The following is a 16,839-nucleotide window of genomic DNA, read 5'->3' on the forward strand; positions in this document are numbered from 1 at the left end:
TTACTTTAGCAATACTCCAAGACTACCCTCGGGTAGTTTTTCGATGGGCTCTTGCAGGCAGCGCTCAAGTAAACGCCGCTTTTGCATTTCAATATCAGACAACTCCATACGCACCGTCAAACGCAGGTATCGCTGTACCATTTTAAGACGTTCTTCACGTTTTTCTTTTTGCTGACGCGCTGATTCTAAGAATAACTGCGCTAAGTTTAGTAATGCACGGCTATTTTTAGCATCGTATTCTATTGCCAAACCAAAATAACGAATCGCTTGGGCTATTTTAGCCGCATTATAATGCGTAACGCCTAGACGGTTTACTTTATGACTCATTTCAGGGTCGTGCTTATGTGCCACTTTTTTACTGGCTGCTGGTAAAGGTTTAGGTGAGGTAGGTGTGTCCAATATAGGTAAAGGATCGCCAACAACTTCCAACATTTCCCTTTTAATATCAAAAGGTTCATCCAAATTTTTAGCTAGGGTGCCAGCTTGCTGAAGGTGCTGTTCTGCACGCTCCGTATCTCCCAAGTCAGTGCACGTTTGGCTTTTCAATAACGCACTTTTCACCTTAAAAATTTCGTCATGCGGGTACTGGAAGCCCGCTGTATTGAGCAGCTCTTCAACTTGGTTATAAAGGGCTATTTGCTGGCGATCATCTACTTCTTTCATTTCTAAACGACGGACATTTGCCAGCTTCAAATAAGGTTCAGCAGACCGATAGCAACTGGTTTTATTCAAATTAATAGATCGCTTAAAAGCGTGATCAGCTATGGATAAGTTACGGTTGTATACCGCTATTCGCCCCAACTCCATATTGCGCAACAAACTTAAAGGGGACTGCTGTGTCGCTGCTTGAAGTGCTTCTTGAGCACCTTCTAACTCCCCTGTCTTTTCCAAGACATGTGCCAATAAGTCATAGGACGTCATTAACAATGGAAATTTTGCAATGCTTTCGACCAAGATACTTTTAGCGTCAGAATAACGTTGCTGCCCGATATACGCTTGCGCCAAACAAGGACCGCTTTCTTTTTCATTCAGGCGCGCAAAACGGTACTTGAAAAAATGCTCTGCCTCTTCAAAGCGGTTAAGCTGAAGCAATAACCGGCCTTTGATGAGCTGTACAAAATCATAATTAGCGCCAGATAACTCAACTTGATCACATAATTTAACGGCCTGACTCAACTGGCCTTTTTGGATGGCCTCTTCGACCGCCGACAGCGCATGTTTTCGATACAGCAACATATCAAGCCTGAGCTTAAGCTCGGCGGCTGAAAACGGCTTAGTAATAACGGCATCAGGCTGACTTTCCACGACATGCAAGACAACATCTTGAGATGCATCACTGGTCATAAACACCCAGCAAGTATTTGGCTTTATGATCTTTTTATAACGGCACTCTTCTAAAATCTGCATGCCAGTCAAGGGATCACTAGGGTTGTGGCCTAACAAGACTATGTCGTAGTTCTCTTCTTTTAGAAGATCATACACCTGATCATTAATACCAACGGCTTGAATATGACTCACACCCAACTGTCGCAGCATAAACACGACCGTAGATCGCATATTTCCGCTGCTCTCTATTAAGAGCACCTGCTTGTCAGAATAGTCTACGGGTGATAGTTGCACATTAGCCGTCCGGAGCTGATAAAAACATCAAGATATCAACAGTATAAGAGGCATCTATGAAGGGTGGAAGTAATCATATACATAAAAAAGACACTGGTGAGGGTGCACACCAGTGTTAAACATTCAATGCAGGCCCAAATAATAGTGCCTCACTCACTATAACGCCTATGATTCAGATCAATTGATCACCACCACTCGCCCAATTCATACCATTGCATAGGGGATATTCACCCTAGTTATGCAGTACACTGACTTAAAACACCCTATCGACAATAAAAAAAGATAATCATGACTACTACTTTAATCAGCCACGATGATTGCGGGCTACACAATATGGGGCCAGAGCACCCCGAAAGCCCTATTCGTTTAATGGCCATACATAAAGTCTTAGAAAAAACGGGGCTGATTTCACACCTTGACCGGATGCAGTCTGTTCACGTGACTTCCGACCAAATCGCCTTAGCGCATGCCTGTCTGCATGAAAAGCGGTTGCTAATGAAGCAACCCAAAGAAGGCGTCATCTACGCCGATGAAGATACTGCACTTTGCCCACAATCTTTGCATGCGGCCAGCTTAGCAGCCGGCTCAGCTATATTAGCTACGAATAGAGTACTAGCAGGCAAAAGCACCAACGCCTTTTGCGCAGTGCGACCTCCTGGGCATCATGCAGAACACAACACTCCTATGGGTTTTTGTTTTTATAACAACGTGGCTATAGGAGCTATGCAAGCGCTACAAAATGACAATATTCATCGTGTCGCCATTCTGGACTTCGATGTCCACCACTGTAATGGCACCGTAGACATCTTTAAAGACAAGCCAGAGGTACTGGTATGCTCAACATTCCAGCATCCGTTTTACCCCGAACGCTACGCAGACATACAGCGAGACAACATACTCAACTGCCCAATGCCTGCACACAGTGACAGCTTATTTTTTAGAAATTTAGTCGAAAAGAACTGGCTTCCTGCACTACAAGCACACAAGCCCGATATGATTTTTATCTCTGCCGGTTTTGATGCCCACCATGAAGATCCGATGGCTGATATCAACCTCGATGAAGAAGATTATCGCTGGGTAACCAAACTCATTTTAGATGTAGCACGAACTTATTCACAAGGAAGAGTAGTTTCTGTACTGGAAGGTGGCTATAACCCAGTGGCTCTAGCCTTTAGCGTAGAAGCACATCTAGAAACGCTACTCGGCTATTAACTCTAGCTCCCTTCTCGCCAAGTAACAGACACAATCGTAAGAGACAAAAAAGGCTGCAATAAATGCAGCCTTTTTTACGTCCAAGACACGAGCTTTAGCTAACGAACTTAATCATTACACCTGCCGCTACGGCTGAACCAATAACACCTGCTACGTTAGGCCCCATCGCATGCATCAACAAGAAGTTCTGAGAGTTAGCTTCTAAGCCTAATTTGTTGGATACACGAGCCGCCATCGGAACAGCAGAGACACCAGCCGATCCGATCAGTGGGTTAATAGCATTACCACCTGCCATCTTATTCATGATTTTAGCCATGATAACACCGCATGCAGTACCAATACCGAAAGCAACAATACCTAACACCAAAATACCCAGCGTTTGAAGGTCTAGGAATTTATCAGCAGATAACTTAGAACCTACAGACAAGCCAAGGAATATTGTTACGATATTGATCAATGCGTTTTGAGCTGTATCACTTAAACGATCAACAACACCACACTCTCTCATTAGGTTACCAAAACAGAACATACCCAGTAGCGGTGCTGCATCAGGAAGCAACAAAGCAACCAGAACAAGCAAACAGATAGGGAAAAGGATTTTCTCTGTTTTAGAAATATGGCGTAACTGAACCATCTTAATTTGACGCTCAGATTCTGTAGTCAACGCACGCATGATTGGTGGTTGAATCAAAGGAACCAATGCCATATAAGAGTAAGCAGCAACCGCAATAGCGCCTAACAACTGAGGCGATAACAAGCTAGCCACATAAATAGCCGTAGGGCCATCTGCGCCACCAATTATGCCTATAGCGGCAGCGTCTTGGATGCTAAAGTCCATTATTCCCAGCTGCGTCAAGCCAACAGCACCTAGTACTGTCGCAAAGATACCGAACTGAGCGGCGGCGCCTAAGAATAAAGTTTTAGGGTTGGCTAATAACGGCCCAAAGTCCGTCATAGCACCAACACCCATGAAAATCACCAAAGGTGCAACACCCGAAGCAATAGCAACACTATAGAAGTTATACAACATACCATTGTTATAACCACTATCATTAGCTAGTAAGGAGGCAGCTGCATGAGTACTTGGGTTGGAGACATGATAAGCATGCAATACATCATGCGGATCAGTACTCGTTATACCAAATATATTCGCAAACTGGGCCATCAGCTCAGGCGAGGCAAAATGAATAGCATTCTCCACAGCCGAGAAGGCCAGACCAGCCTCTGGTATGTTTGCCAATATGCCACCAAACCCAATTGGGACGAGTAGCAAAGGTTCAAAGTTTTTACGAATCGCTAAAAATAGTAATAACAAACCAATTACTATCATAACGAACTGGCCAAAGGAGATATTGTATATCCCCGATGCTTGCCAGAGTTCTAACACTTTATCCATTCAGGTGATCCCTCACGCTAGCGTCAGTAGCGAATCGCCAACTTGAACCGCATCACCTTCTTTAACGTCGATGGCTACAACGGTACCCGCACGAGCAGCGCGTACTTCTGTTTCCATCTTCATCGCTTCTAGAATGACTAACACATCACCCTCTTGGATTGCTTGCCCAGCCGACACTTGGACTTTCCAAATATTACCCGCTAAAGGCGCTGGCACTTCCTCACCCGCGCCTGCAGCTACTGGCGCTGCCGCAGCCGCCGCGGCTGGTGCAGGTGCAATTGAAGAGACATCTCCACCTTCAGCTACTTGAACAACGTAGTTCTGACCATTCACTGTGATTGTATAAACTTGAGGTCCAGTATTTTTAGGGGCAGCCATAGCTTGTGCATCCTCTAAGGTCGGCGCGGGTTCAAACGCATCCGGATTATTTCGGTTTTCTAAGAATTTAAGGCCGACTTGCGGGAAGAGAGCGTACGTCAGCACGTCATCAATCACCTTGTCGCCGTCAGCCAGAGTGATACCTTTATCAGCAGCAAGCTGTTTAAGCTCCGCTGTTAAACGCTCCACTTCAGGCTCCAGCATATCCGCAGGGCGACAAGTAATCGCTTCAGCGCCATCCAAAACACGCGCCTGCAAATCGCTATTAAAAGGAGCTGGCGCGGCGCCGTATTCACCTTTAAGGATCCCTTGCACCTCTTTAGAGATTGTTTTGTAACGCTCGCCCATCAAAATATTGATAACAGCTTGAGTCCCTACAATTTGCGATGTAGGTGTTACCAGCGGGATATGGCCCAAGTCTTTACGGACACGTGGAATTTCCGCTAAGACTTCATCAAACTTATCTGAAGCACCCTGCTCTCTGAGCTGGTTCTCCATGTTCGTCAACATACCGCCAGGTACTTGAGCAATCAAAATACGTGAATCAGTACCACGCAATGAACCTTCAAATTTGGCGTATTTCTTACGAACTTCTCGGAAGTAAGCAGCGATTTCTTCCAAAGCCTCTAGGTCAAGGCCGGTGTCACGATCAGTCCCCTGCAGGGCGGCAACTACGGATTCTGTTGCTGTATGACCGTACGTCATAGACATAGAAGAGATAGCAGTATCGACTCGATCAATACCCGCTTCCACGGCTTTCAGAATCGACATATCTGATAAGCCAGAGGTAGCATGTGCGTGTAATTGAACTTCTAAGTCTGTTTGCGCTTTAAGGCGAGAGACGAGATCAAATGCATCATAAGGTGTCAGAATACCCGACATATCCTTGATAGCAATGGAGTCAGCGCCCATATCTTCTAAGGTTTTAGCATACTCAACCCAAGTCTCAGTGGTATGCACTGGGCTAGTTGTGTATGAAATAGTCCCTTGCGCATGCTTACCAGATTCTTTAACAGCTTTGATTGCTGTTTCCAGATTGCGCGGGTCATTCATAGCATCAAAGATACGGAAAACATCAACACCGTTTTTTGCTGCTCGTTCAACAAACTTGAAAACTACGTCATCAGCATAATGTCGATAACCTAGTAAGTTTTGTCCACGTAACAACATTTGTTGTTGAGTGTTTGGCATAACTGCCTTCAATTCACGGATACGATCCCAAGGATCTTCTCCGATAAAGCGTATACAGCTATCAAATGTGGCTCCGCCCCAGCTTTCTAGGGACCAGAAACCTACTTTATCCAGTTTTTCGGCGATGGGAAGCATATCGTCAATACGCATACGCGTAGCGAACAGCGACTGATGCGCATCGCGAAGAACAACGTCAGTTATACCTAGCGGTTTCTTTGCATCGGACATGTGTAAAAGGCCTTCTGTCGAAAATAGTGCATTTATATTGTTGTTATATAGTTCGTTTCTTATGAACGATAGTTATGATCTGTACTTATGAACGGCAGCGGTAATCACCGCAACCAGTTCATCATTCCCACCCTGAGCTACGGCCTTACCTGCACTGTTAGGTAGCGGCTTTGCTGCTTTTGGTTTAGGCGCTGGCTCGTACTTCATGACTAATTTAGACATGAAACCAGTAACGAAAACTAAAAGCGTCAGGAATAGGAAGACAAAGCCCATACCGAAAACCATCAATCCGAGGCCTTCTGATAACAGATTATTCATCTGTGGCTGCTCCTAAATTGTTTTATTGTGTGCGCGCAACATATCCAACAGAGGCCAAAGCACTCGTTTTAAGAGTTTTTGAAACGTATCAGACATGAATCGCTCCACGCATTAAACCCGAAAAGCATGCATGTAGCAACTGAGGAAGGGGGGTGTAGGTCAACTTTTAGTTAGCTTTCTAACGTGCTAAAAAAAGCCAGACCTACAACAAAATCAATAAGATAGGATGAAATACTACTTTAGTAAAAGCCTTTTTAGACCTTAGGACGATATACTTTAACGTTCCCCAAACCCTTTTCCTGTAAGTTCTGGGCATGCAGATGACTCATAACACCTTTATCACAATACAGTAGGTATTCTTTTTCAGGAACCCACGAATCTGAGGCCGTTTCTAACTCATAGAAAGGGACTGAAATGACATCACATCCAGGCATATTAAGTGGAGTTTTTTCTTGCTCATGCGGCGCTCTAACATCAACAACTATTTGATTTTCTGATACTTTAGTCAGCGCTTCAATATCGCTTTGAATATCAAGATTCTTAATAATTTCATCGATGGCCACTACATTACAACGCTCAACAGCCTTGGCCAATACAGCTTCATCTAATAAAGCCTCTTCTTTCACGACTCGATCCAGCTTTGCTTTAGTGGTTGGCCTATCAGAAATAACACCGCAGTACTCAGGAATCATTTTGACAATATCAAAACAACCTAGCTCTTTAGTCTTATTAACGATCTCTTGTTTATCCATAGTGATCAGCGGCCGCACAATCAGCTTAGTGGTTGATTGGTCGATAACGGTCAAGTTTGGGATTGTTTGGCTAGACACTTGAGCAATACTCTCACCAGTAACCAGCGCATCAATGCCCATAAAGTCAGCTACTTGCTCCGCGGCGCGCATCATCTGGCGCTTAAGAACCACTCCCATATGTGAATGGTTAACGTTTTGGAGAATTTCTCCTACCACTTCATCAAAAGGAACTGAAATAAACTTAACCCGCGCACTAGCGCCATACTGCTCCCACAAGTGCAACGCTACTTGCTTCACACCTATTTCGTGAGCTTTACCGCCCAAGTTGAAAAACAGAAAATGTGTTTTAGAGCCTCGACGCATAGTCATATAAGACGCTACCACTGAATCAAAGCCGCCTGAGATCAAAGAGAGCACCGCTTCTTGGGAGCCTAATGGGTAGCCCCCCAGCCCTTGGTGCTGCTGATCAATAATGAACATTTGATCCTTAACAATTTCTAAATCTACATAAAGCTCGGGCTTTCTAACATCAACGCCAGCCGATTCAGAATGTTGTAATAAACCACCACCGATATAACGCTCAAGCTCAACCGAGGTAAAGTCGTGGGAGCCAGAACGTTTTACACGCACTTTAAACGTCTGGTCTTTCAAACGACCACGATAAAGCGCTAACGTTTTTTCAAAAGCATCATGAAAATCAACAAAAGGATATTCAGTAACCTCTAAAAAATGCGCTATTCCCGGCACACGCTTCATGGTTGCAACGACATCATCACGATACTCTGAATGCTCTTCAGGTAGCACCACTTCTAATTTATCCCAAAAGGCACTCACAGTTGCACTTGGACAGGCTCGTTTAACAACCACCTGCAAATTACTCTGCAGACGCTGAATAAAGCGACGGCGAACTGGACGGCTTTTAATAGTAATTTCAGGAAATAGCTTAATGATGAATTTCATAATCAATACACGAGTAGTTGTCAGGATGTTTATTAATTAGAGTCTAGCAATTGAAGAGCAAACTGATTATTTATATGGTGCGCCCGGCACGATTCGAACGTGCGACCGCCTGGTTCGTAGCCAGGTACTCTATCCAGCTGAGCTACGGGCGCATAAACATATAAATGTGTGAAGAGTAGATTATTAGATGGTGCGCCCGGCACGATTCGAACGTGCGACCGCCTGGTTCGTAGCCAGGTACTCTATCCAGCTGAGCTACGGGCGCTTATCTAATGACTTACTTTACAGGGATGATTATTTTAAGAGTGGTGCGCCCGGCACGATTCGAACGTGCGACCGCCTGGTTCGTAGCCAGGTACTCTATCCAGCTGAGCTACGGGCGCTTACTCTTAAAACAATGCGTTGATGGTGCGCCCGGCACGATTCGAACGTGCGACCGCCTGGTTCGTAGCCAGGTACTCTATCCAGCTGAGCTACGGGCGCAAATGGCGGTGAGAGAGGGATTCGAACCCTCGATAGAGTTTCCCCTATACGCCCTTAGCAGGGGCGCGCCTTCAGCCACTCGGCCATCTCACCAATCAACGGCGCGTACTATACAAAACTGATTTTCAAAAGAAAAGGAAAACTTTCAAAAATTTCAGTTTTGTTCGTCAGAGTCTCCTTTCTCACGCTGAATACGCTCATAAATCTCTTCACGATGTACAGAAACGTCTTTCGGTGCATTAACACCAATACGCACTTGATTACCCTTAACACCGAGTACGGTTACCGTGACATCGTCACCTACCATTAGCGTCTCGCCCACACGACGCGTCAAAATCAACATAGTTGGATCTCCTGTTCTTCCTGAATACATAAAACACTATCAGCTGAGAGTGGCCTGTAAGCCCCTCTCAGCGCTTTAAATTGGCCGCTATCATAGACCAATTATTAAGCGTCGTCATTCACTGACAGTGTCTACCTTGCCCAAATCAAACGCTGAATGTAATGAACGAACAGCTAACTCCAAATATTTTTCGGCAATCACAACAGAAACCTTAATTTCTGATGTTGAAATCATCTGAATATTTATATTCTCAAGCGCTAAGGCGTCAAACATTTTGCTTGCAACACCGGCATGAGAGCGCATTCCTACACCAACAATCGATACTTTAGCGATCTTATTGTTACCCACCACTTCACGTGCACCTAAGTCTTTAGCGATACCGCGAAGAATGGTCTCAGCTTTAGTATAGTCGTTTCTGTGAACTGTAAAGGTGAAATCTGTTGTTTGATCAGCTGCAATGTTTTGCACGATCATATCAACTTCAATATTAGCGTCACTAATCGGCCCTAGGATGCGAGAAGCAACGCCAGGAATATCAGGCACGCCCTGAACAGTCAGCTTGGCTTCATCACGGTTAAAAGCAATACCTGAAATAACTGGCTTTTCCACTGTTTCTTCTTCCTCTGTCGTAATCAACGTGCCTGGGCCGTCTTTAAAGCTCGATAGGACACGCAATGGAACCTTGTATTTGCCGGCAAATTCAACTGAGCGAATTTGCAATACTTTTGAACCTAAACTCGCCATTTCCAGCATTTCTTCAAAAGTAATTTTTTCTAAACGCTGGGCATCTTCAACAACTCTTGGGTCTGTTGTGTATACGCCATCAACGTCCGTATAGATCTGACACTCATCCGCTTTCAATGCAGCAGCCAGCGCTACACCAGTAGTATCGGAGCCTCCCCGGCCCAAAGTAGTGATATTTCCTTCAGCATCGACACCTTGGAAACCTGCCACTACCACAACACGACCAGCCTCTAGATCACCGCGCATACGCTCGACATCAATGTCTTGAATACGCGCTTTCATATGAGCGCTATCTGTTAAAATGCGCACCTGGCTACCTGTATAGGATCGCGCTTGAATACCACGTTTCTGTAATGCCATGCACAACAGCGCAATAGTCACCTGCTCACCAGTCGATACTAATACGTCCATTTCTCGCGGGGACGGATCATCTTGGATTGCATTGGCCAAACCAATTAAGCGGTTAGTTTCACCGCTCATTGCAGACACAGCAACCACCAAATCGTGCCCTTCTTCTTTAAAACGTTGCAGTTTGTCTGCAACTGCCTCAATACGCTCAACCGTGCCTACTGAGGTTCCACCGTATTTTTGTACGTAGAGTGCCATTGTAATACTTGTCTCCAGCGGCCTGCACAGCCGCTCCGCGCTTATACGTTTGCTACCGTCGCTTTCACAGATGCCAGAGCTTCTGGCAATGCGGCCACATCAGTACCTCCACCCTGAGCGAAATCAGGACGTCCACCACCTTTACCGCCCAATTTAGCGGTAAGTTCTTTTACTAGATCCCCTGCTTTAATACGCGAAATGAGATCTTTAGTTACGCCAGCTGCCACACTAATTTTGCCATTTTCTTCAGCAGCTAAAACTACAACGGCGGAACCTAGCTTGTTTTTCAGCTGATCAATAGTGTCTCGCAGTGCCTTTGCTTCATCACCTTCAAGTTTTGCAACCAAAACTTTGATACCATTAATCGTTTCAGCATTAGCTGCCATATCGCCGCTTTTCGCCGCTGTTAGCTTCGCTTTAAGCTGATCTAGTTCTTTCTCTAACTGGCGATTACGCTCAGACAAACCTTTCACTTTATCAACGACGGAATCACGTGAGCCTTTCAAAACCCCTGCAATATCAGATAAGGCCTGCTCACCTTGATTTAAATAAGCCAGCGCACCTTCACCGGTTACCGCTTCGATACGGCGAACTCCAGAGGCAATACCGCTTTCTGATACTATTTTCAGCAAACCAATATCGCCTGTGCGTTGTGCATGCGTCCCCCCGCACAACTCAACAGAGAATCCGTCACCCATCGTGAGAACGCGCACTTCATCGTCATATTTCTCGCCGAACAACGCCATTGCGCCTTTACCTTTGGCCTCATCAATCGCCATCAGTTCGGTCGTCACCGGAGAGTTTTGGCGAATATATTGATTTACCATCTGCTCAACGGCTGCCAACTCTTGGGCTGATACAGCTTCGAAGTGTGCAAAGTCAAAACGCAATCGCTCAGCGTTAACGAGCGAGCCTTTTTGCTGTACGTGATCGCCCAATACGTCACGTAAAGCAGCGTGCAACAAGTGCGTTGCTGAGTGATTTAACGCTGTCGCTTTACGGTTAGCCATATCAACAGTCGTTGATACCGTTGCACCAACGCGTAACACGCCCTCTGTTAATTGACCTATGTGTAAATGGTTCTTTTGCTCTTTTGTGCAATCAGTGACGGTAAATTGTCCACTGCCCCATGACAAGGTTCCATGATCACCCGCCTGACCACCTGATTCGGCGTAAAACGGTGTGTTATCCAACACAACAACCCCAGACTCACCGGCCGTTAGTTCAGAGACAGACTCTCCACCTTTAAACAAAGCGACCACGCTAGATGAGCCTTCTAGGTCTTCATACCCGGTAAAACCTGTTTCGCCTTCAATATCTAACTTTTCGTTATAATCGACATTAAACGCGCCTGATGCACGAGCTCGCTGGCGCTGTTGCTCCATTGCCGCATCAAAGCCTTCCATATCGAGTGTTAGATCTTGTTCACGTGCCACGTCAGCCGTTAAATCTACAGGGAAACCATAGGTATCGTACAAGCGGAAAACAGTTTCGCCAGATAGAACCGTCCCTTCCATCGATGCGATAGCATCCGTTAATAAACGCATGCCGTTATCAAGCGTCTTAGCAAACTGCTCTTCTTCTTTAGCTATAACACGCTCAACCAAAGCCTGTTGCTCGGTAAGTTCTGGGTAGGCTTCACCCATTTCATTAACGAGTGCCGCGGTCAGTGTATGAAAGAAAGCCCCTTGAGCACCGAGCTTATTACCGTGCCGGATAGCACGTCGCATAATGCGGCGCAACACATATCCACGCCCTTCATTGGATGGTGTTACACCATCAACAATTAAGAACGCTGTTGAACGGATATGGTCAGCAATAACACGCAATGATTTACTATCCATATCCTGAGTACCCACAGCTTTAGCCGTGGCTTCAAGTAAGCGCTGGAATAAATCAATCTCGTAGTTGCTATGCACGTTTTGCATAACGGCTGCTATACGTTCAAGTCCCATTCCGGTGTCAACGGACTGACGTGGTAGTGGCGTCATTTCACCATCAGCGGCACGGTTGTATTGCATAAATACAACGTTCCAAATTTCGATATAGCGATCGCCGTCTTCTTCTGGACTTCCCGGTGGGCCGCCCCATACTGAATCGCCGTGATCATAAAAAATTTCGGTGCAAGGACCACAAGGGCCGGTATCACCCATAGACCAGAAATTGTCATCCCCTAACTTTGAGAAACGTTCAGGATCAACTCCTACCTCTTCTTTCCAGATTTTTTCTGCTTCATCGTCACTATGATGAACAGTGACCCACAGTTTCTCTTTAGGAATCCCCAGCGTTTCTGTTAGGAATGTCCAGGCAAAACGTATTGCTTCTGGCTTGAAGTAGTCGCCAAAGCTAAAGTTACCTAGCATTTCAAAGAAAGTATGATGGCGTGCAGTGTAACCGACGTTTTCTAAATCGTTATGCTTACCGCCTGCTCGCACACAACGTTGTGAGCTGGTTGCGCGGTTATAAGGACGCTTATCGTCCCCCAAAAAAACGTCTTTAAACTGAACCATACCCGCATTAGTAAATAACAACGTCGGGTCATTGGCAGGAATAAGAGAGCTTGAAGGAACTACCTCATGCCCTTGCTGATTGAAATAATCCAGGAAAGCCTGGCGAATCTCGGCACTTGTCATGTATTTCATATAGATGGATCGTTCCGCTGGCTGGTTTTACAGTGAGCTGATATCAAAAAAAGAAAAGCCCATGCGCGTATGAAACGCAAAATGGCGTAAAGTATATATCGCGGTTAATAATTGTTCGAATTTTTTTGCAAGTTAACCGATACAGCTTGCTAATTTCATATCTGCACAGTAAGGAAGGACATTAGAAAAACATCAGAGCAAACTACTTATAAAGCAGAGTTATTTTCATCAGCTTCGTAGATGGCGTACTTGGCCTCATCAAATGAAAAGCCCCGCTGAACTAAAAAGCGCATTCGTTTATCGGCACTTTTTCTATCCTGTCGATCAAGCGGCTCTTTAAATTTTTTTTGATATGCCGTAACTGCTAACTCAAACCAATCGATAGCCTCTTCCTGAATTGCAGCCTGAATCAATATATCTGATATTCCTTTACGTCGAGCATCTTGCAATACTCGCATCTTTCCATAGCCTTGACTTGCTCTATTTCTTACCAAGGCCCCAGCAAAGCGTTCATCACTTTGATAACCAGCCTCAATAAAGGCATCCAGCACCTTGTATAACAGCGCTTCATCACAGCGCGGCGAGAGCTTCTCAGTCAACTCTTTAACACTGTAGTCTCGACGGGACAACAAATTCAGCAATGCATTACGCACATCAGATTCATTCTCTAGAGGTTTAGGCTGATAAGGCTTTTTATCTACTTTTTTATTAAATGTCATGAAGAGCCGTTTTATATGCCACAAACAATAAAGGCCAGCAAAAGCTGACCTTTAAATGTAATTCCTCAGAATACTATCAATATCGATAAGTCTTCAAAGGTACCCAACATCCAGAATCATTACAGATCCAACTGCTCTGCAGATTCTTCAGCTGTCTTCTTCTCTGCTACCTGAACGTTTAGCAACTTCTCACGCAGTGCCGTTTCAATAGCCTTGGCAGATTCAGGATGCTCTTCTAAATACTTAGCCGCATTCGCTTTGCCCTGACCAATTTTATCACCATTGTAAGCGTACCAAGCGCCCGCTTTATCAACTAAGCCATTTTGGACACCTAGGTCAATAATTTCACCCATGCGGTAAATACCTTGACCATATAAAATTTGAAATTCAGCCTGCTTGAACGGCGGAGAAACTTTGTTCTTAACGACTTTAACTCGTGTTTCATTACCGACCACTTCATCACCCTGCTTCACGGCGCCAATGCGACGGATATCTAAACGAACAGAGGCATAGAACTTCAGTGCGTTACCGCCAGTTGTCGTTTCGGGCGAACCAAACATCACACCAATTTTCATACGAATCTGGTTAATAAAGATAAGTAACGTATTGGAACTTTTAACGTTACCTGTCAATTTACGCAACGCTTGAGACATCAAACGAGCCTGCAAACCAACATGGGAGTCGCCCATATCCCCTTCGATTTCTGCTTTTGGAGTCAGCGCCGCAACAGAGTCGACAACGATCACATCAATCGCATTTGAACGAACTAGCATATCGGTGATTTCTAGGGCTTGCTCGCCAGTATCTGGCTGAGAAACCAACAGATCATCAACATTGACACCCAACTTCTCTGCGTAGTTCGGGTCGAGGGCATGCTCTGCATCGACGAATGCACAGGTTTTCCCCATGCGTTGCGCTTCAGCAATCGCTTGTAGGGTCAGTGTTGTTTTACCAGACGACTCAGGGCCATAGATTTCAACGATACGACCAAATGGCAATCCGCCTATACCCAATGCGATATCTAAGCCCAATGAGCCGGTAGATACAGAAGGAATTGCTTCACGCGGCTGATCACCCATGCGCATGACAGCGCCTTTACCAAACTGACGTTCAATTTGAGATAAAGCAGCATCTAGCGCTTTTTTTCTGTTATCGTCCATTTTCGACCCTTTACGTTGCTTAACAACAAATACTGTATGAATGGACAGTATTATTGTCACTTCAATCTCGAAATGCAACCCCTATCACACAGAGTATTTTATTACCCCATTAAGAGCCTCGTTAACTGCTTGATTCCGCACTGATTCGCGGTCCCCATTAAAGGAAAAACACGCGGCCACCGTGCTTTTATTTTTACTACTCCATGCCAGCCAAACCGTACCGACAGGCTTTTCTTTACTTCCCCCACCCGGTCCTGCAATACCGCTAACAGACACCGCTAATGTTGCTTGGCTAGAATGCAGTGCACCTTCGGCCATCTCACGTACAACAGCCTCGCTTACCGCTCCATGCTCTATTAGCGTGCTTTCTTTAACACCCAGCATGGCTGTTTTGGCTTCATTTGAATACGTCACAAAGCCACAATCAAACCAAGCAGAGCTCCCAGCAATTGCTGTGACAGCCTGCGCTATCCCGCCTCCAGTACATGACTCCGCCGTAGCTAATACATGCCCGGCTAGCGCCAATCGCTCACCCACGGCTGTTGCCAGTTCGGTTGTAGATATAGAGTTGCCCATATTTATGATCACTATAATCCCATGCAGATACGAGAAATCATAACAAGCTCACGAAAAGAAAGCATAAAAAAAAGGCGCCGAGGCGCCCATAAAAGGATGACCTACAAGAGGTCTAGAGCTACGGTGAGTAGCACTATTTACACATGCATTAAGCTGAACTAAGCGGCCATTAAACCTTCAACAGTAACCCAAGCCATTGTGTCAGCCAGCGCTTTATCAAACGCCTCTAACATTTCATCAATTTGCGCTTCGGTTATAATCAACGGCGGACAGAAAGCTACCGCCGATCCAGCAACCACACGAATAATAAGCCCGTGGTTCTGACAAGCTTGCAACATATAGCTACCGACACGTCCATCAGCGAAAGGCTTTTTCGCGGCTTTATCAGCCATCAACTCAACAGCCGCAATTAAGCCCTTACCACGCACCTCACCCACTAAAGGATGATCGGCATAAGCCTGTAAACGCTTCTGTAGATACTCACCTTTAACCGCCGCTTGTTCAAACAGACGTTCGCGTTCATAGATTTCAAGAGTTTTTAGTGCAACAGCTGCCGCAACAGGATGGCCTGAATAGGTAAAGCCATGGCCAAACACGCCCGCTTTGGCACTTTGATCGATCATGGCCTCATACATATCACCACGAATAGCAGCGGCACTGATTGGCATATAAGCTGAAGATAATTGCTTAGCTAAGGACATCATATCGGGCTTAATATCCATAGTCGTTGAACCAAAGTCATTACCGGTACGGCCGAAGCCTGTAATCACTTCATCAGCCCAGAAGAAAATATCGTACTTGTTTAAGATAGCCTGTACTTTCTCGTAATAACCTTCTGGTGGAACGATAACGCCAGAAGCACCAGTGATCGGTTCAGCAATAAATGCTGCGATAGTTTCTGGACCTTCACACAAAATTAATTGCTCTAGGTTATTGGTAATACGATCAACAAACTGCGTCTCAGACTCACCAGCTAACGCACCGTGCAAGTAATGCGGCGCATCAGTGCGCAGAATTCCTAGCGCATCAATAGGCAAGTCAAAATGTTTGTGGTTAACATCAAGGCCTGTTAAACAAGCAGCAGCAACGGTGATACCGTGATACGAGCGCTCACGCGCAATAATTTTACGTTTTTCAGGCTTACCAATCGCATCAAAATAGTAACGCAGCATTTTAATATGCGTGTCGTTAGCATCACTACCGGAGTTACCAAAGAAAATTTGCGCGTTATCCATAGGCAGCATCGCTGAAAGCTTGTCCGATAACTGCATAGCTGATTCGTGCGTTTTTCCACCAAACATATGTGAAAACGACAATTTAGCCATTTGGTCGGAAGCCGCTTGGATTAGCTCTTGATTGCCATACCCCAATGAGGTGCACCATAAACCCGCTAAACCTTCAATGTAGCGCTTACCATGGTTGTCATAGAGATACACTCCCTCTCCGCGCTCCATTGTCATGGTTTCAGTCGCTTTAAGGTTAGTCGTTGGGTAAATAATATGACTCATAAA

The 16,839-nt window shown here is 45.3% G+C and carries 13 protein-coding genes and 5 tRNA genes; 1 reads left to right on the forward strand and 17 read right to left on the reverse strand.

Translation table 11 applies throughout. The features are described from left to right. Window positions 1-1,620 (reverse strand): tetratricopeptide repeat protein, encoded by a 1,620-nt coding sequence (locus tag OW491_RS12060; protein ID WP_343287617.1) that lies wholly within the window; start codon window positions 1,618-1,620, stop codon window positions 1-3. Between the two features lie 288 nt (window positions 1,621-1,908). On the opposite strand from OW491_RS12060, the gene OW491_RS12065 reads away from it, so the two are divergent. Continuing rightward, window positions 1,909-2,832: a histone deacetylase family protein gene (locus OW491_RS12065; RefSeq protein ID WP_178967961.1), complete on the forward strand. Its 924-nt coding sequence runs from the start codon at window positions 1,909-1,911 to the stop codon at window positions 2,830-2,832. A gap of 94 nt (window positions 2,833-2,926) precedes the next feature. Here OW491_RS12065 and OW491_RS12070 read toward each other — a convergent pair whose 3' ends face one another. The 16 genes from OW491_RS12070 to OW491_RS12145 form a co-directional block, all read right to left on the reverse strand. Continuing rightward, the gene (locus OW491_RS12070) at window positions 2,927-4,228 is read right to left on the reverse strand and encodes a sodium ion-translocating decarboxylase subunit beta (protein ID WP_075171232.1); all 1,302 of its coding nucleotides are present in this window, start codon (window positions 4,226-4,228) and stop codon (window positions 2,927-2,929) included. Window positions 4,229-4,240: 12 nt separating this feature from the next. Further along, on the reverse strand, window positions 4,241-6,025 hold the full coding sequence (gene oadA, locus OW491_RS12075; RefSeq protein ID WP_075171231.1) for a sodium-extruding oxaloacetate decarboxylase subunit alpha: 1,785 nt from the start codon (window positions 6,023-6,025) through the stop codon (window positions 4,241-4,243). Window positions 6,026-6,097: 72 nt separating this feature from the next. After that, window positions 6,098-6,343 (reverse strand): OadG family protein, encoded by a 246-nt coding sequence (locus tag OW491_RS12080; protein WP_075171230.1) that lies wholly within the window; start codon window positions 6,341-6,343, stop codon window positions 6,098-6,100. 254 nt (window positions 6,344-6,597) lie between these two features. Next, complete coding sequence (thiI, locus tag OW491_RS12085) at window positions 6,598-8,055, reverse strand: tRNA uracil 4-sulfurtransferase ThiI (protein WP_290036204.1); 1,458 nt, start codon at window positions 8,053-8,055, stop codon at window positions 6,598-6,600. Between the two features lie 75 nt (window positions 8,056-8,130). Then, window positions 8,131-8,207, reverse strand: a tRNA-Arg gene (locus OW491_RS12090). Between the two features lie 36 nt (window positions 8,208-8,243). Continuing rightward, window positions 8,244-8,320 (reverse strand) — tRNA-Arg (locus tag OW491_RS12095). 41 nt (window positions 8,321-8,361) lie between these two features. Continuing rightward, a tRNA-Arg gene (locus OW491_RS12100) sits at window positions 8,362-8,438 on the reverse strand. A 23-nt stretch (window positions 8,439-8,461) separates the two neighbouring features. Continuing rightward, window positions 8,462-8,538: transfer RNA gene (locus tag OW491_RS12105), tRNA-Arg, on the reverse strand. Between the two features lie 3 nt (window positions 8,539-8,541). After that, window positions 8,542-8,631: transfer RNA gene (locus tag OW491_RS12110), tRNA-Ser, on the reverse strand. Window positions 8,632-8,692: 61 nt separating this feature from the next. Beyond that, window positions 8,693-8,881: a carbon storage regulator CsrA gene (gene csrA / locus OW491_RS12115; protein ID WP_075171228.1), complete on the reverse strand. Its 189-nt coding sequence runs from the start codon at window positions 8,879-8,881 to the stop codon at window positions 8,693-8,695. Window positions 8,882-8,995: 114 nt separating this feature from the next. Beyond that, window positions 8,996-10,231, reverse strand: a complete 1,236-nt coding sequence (locus tag OW491_RS12120; protein ID WP_075171227.1) for an aspartate kinase — start codon at window positions 10,229-10,231, stop codon at window positions 8,996-8,998. A gap of 41 nt (window positions 10,232-10,272) precedes the next feature. After that, complete coding sequence (gene alaS / locus OW491_RS12125) at window positions 10,273-12,864, reverse strand: alanine--tRNA ligase (protein WP_290036552.1); 2,592 nt, start codon at window positions 12,862-12,864, stop codon at window positions 10,273-10,275. A 215-nt stretch (window positions 12,865-13,079) separates the two neighbouring features. Further along, a complete protein-coding gene (locus OW491_RS12130; RefSeq protein ID WP_290036207.1) occupies window positions 13,080-13,592 on the reverse strand; it encodes a regulatory protein RecX in 513 nt (170 codons plus the stop codon). A gap of 119 nt (window positions 13,593-13,711) precedes the next feature. Further along, on the reverse strand, window positions 13,712-14,752 hold the full coding sequence (gene recA, locus OW491_RS12135) for a recombinase RecA (protein ID WP_178967956.1): 1,041 nt from the start codon (window positions 14,750-14,752) through the stop codon (window positions 13,712-13,714). 84 nt (window positions 14,753-14,836) lie between these two features. After that, a complete protein-coding gene (locus tag OW491_RS12140; RefSeq protein WP_290036208.1) occupies window positions 14,837-15,328 on the reverse strand; it encodes a nicotinamide-nucleotide amidohydrolase family protein in 492 nt (163 codons plus the stop codon). A 158-nt stretch (window positions 15,329-15,486) separates the two neighbouring features. Further along, window positions 15,487-16,836, reverse strand: coding sequence for an aminotransferase (locus OW491_RS12145; RefSeq protein WP_290036209.1), 1,350 nt, complete (start codon window positions 16,834-16,836; stop codon window positions 15,487-15,489). Window positions 16,837-16,839: the final 3 nt, after the last annotated feature.

The organism is Neptunomonas sp. CHC150, from assembly GCF_030397555.1.
Taxonomy (GTDB): domain Bacteria; phylum Pseudomonadota; class Gammaproteobacteria; order Pseudomonadales; family Balneatricaceae; genus Neptunomonas; species Neptunomonas phycophila.

Coding starts and splice junctions, on each gene's coding strand:
- OW491_RS12065 (WP_178967961.1), top strand. CDS start 1,909: ATGACTACTACTTTAATCAGCCACGATGATTGCGGGCTACACAATATG.
- OW491_RS12070 (WP_075171232.1), bottom strand. CDS start 4,228: ATGGATAAAGTGTTAGAACTCTGGCAAGCATCGGGGATATACAATATC.
- oadA (WP_075171231.1), bottom strand. CDS start 6,025: ATGTCCGATGCAAAGAAACCGCTAGGTATAACTGACGTTGTTCTTCGC.
- OW491_RS12080 (WP_075171230.1), bottom strand. CDS start 6,343: ATGAATAATCTGTTATCAGAAGGCCTCGGATTGATGGTTTTCGGTATG.
- thiI (WP_290036204.1), bottom strand. CDS start 8,055: ATGAAATTCATCATTAAGCTATTTCCTGAAATTACTATTAAAAGCCGT.
- csrA (WP_075171228.1), bottom strand. CDS start 8,881: ATGTTGATTTTGACGCGTCGTGTGGGCGAGACGCTAATGGTAGGTGAC.
- OW491_RS12120 (WP_075171227.1), bottom strand. CDS start 10,231: ATGGCACTCTACGTACAAAAATACGGTGGAACCTCAGTAGGCACGGTT.
- alaS (WP_290036552.1), bottom strand. CDS start 12,864: ATGACAAGTGCCGAGATTCGCCAGGCTTTCCTGGATTATTTCAATCAG.
- OW491_RS12130 (WP_290036207.1), bottom strand. CDS start 13,592: ATGACATTTAATAAAAAAGTAGATAAAAAGCCTTATCAGCCTAAACCT.
- recA (WP_178967956.1), bottom strand. CDS start 14,752: ATGGACGATAACAGAAAAAAAGCGCTAGATGCTGCTTTATCTCAAATT.
- OW491_RS12140 (WP_290036208.1), bottom strand. CDS start 15,328: ATGGGCAACTCTATATCTACAACCGAACTGGCAACAGCCGTGGGTGAG.
- OW491_RS12145 (WP_290036209.1), bottom strand. CDS start 16,836: ATGAGTCATATTATTTACCCAACGACTAACCTTAAAGCGACTGAAACC.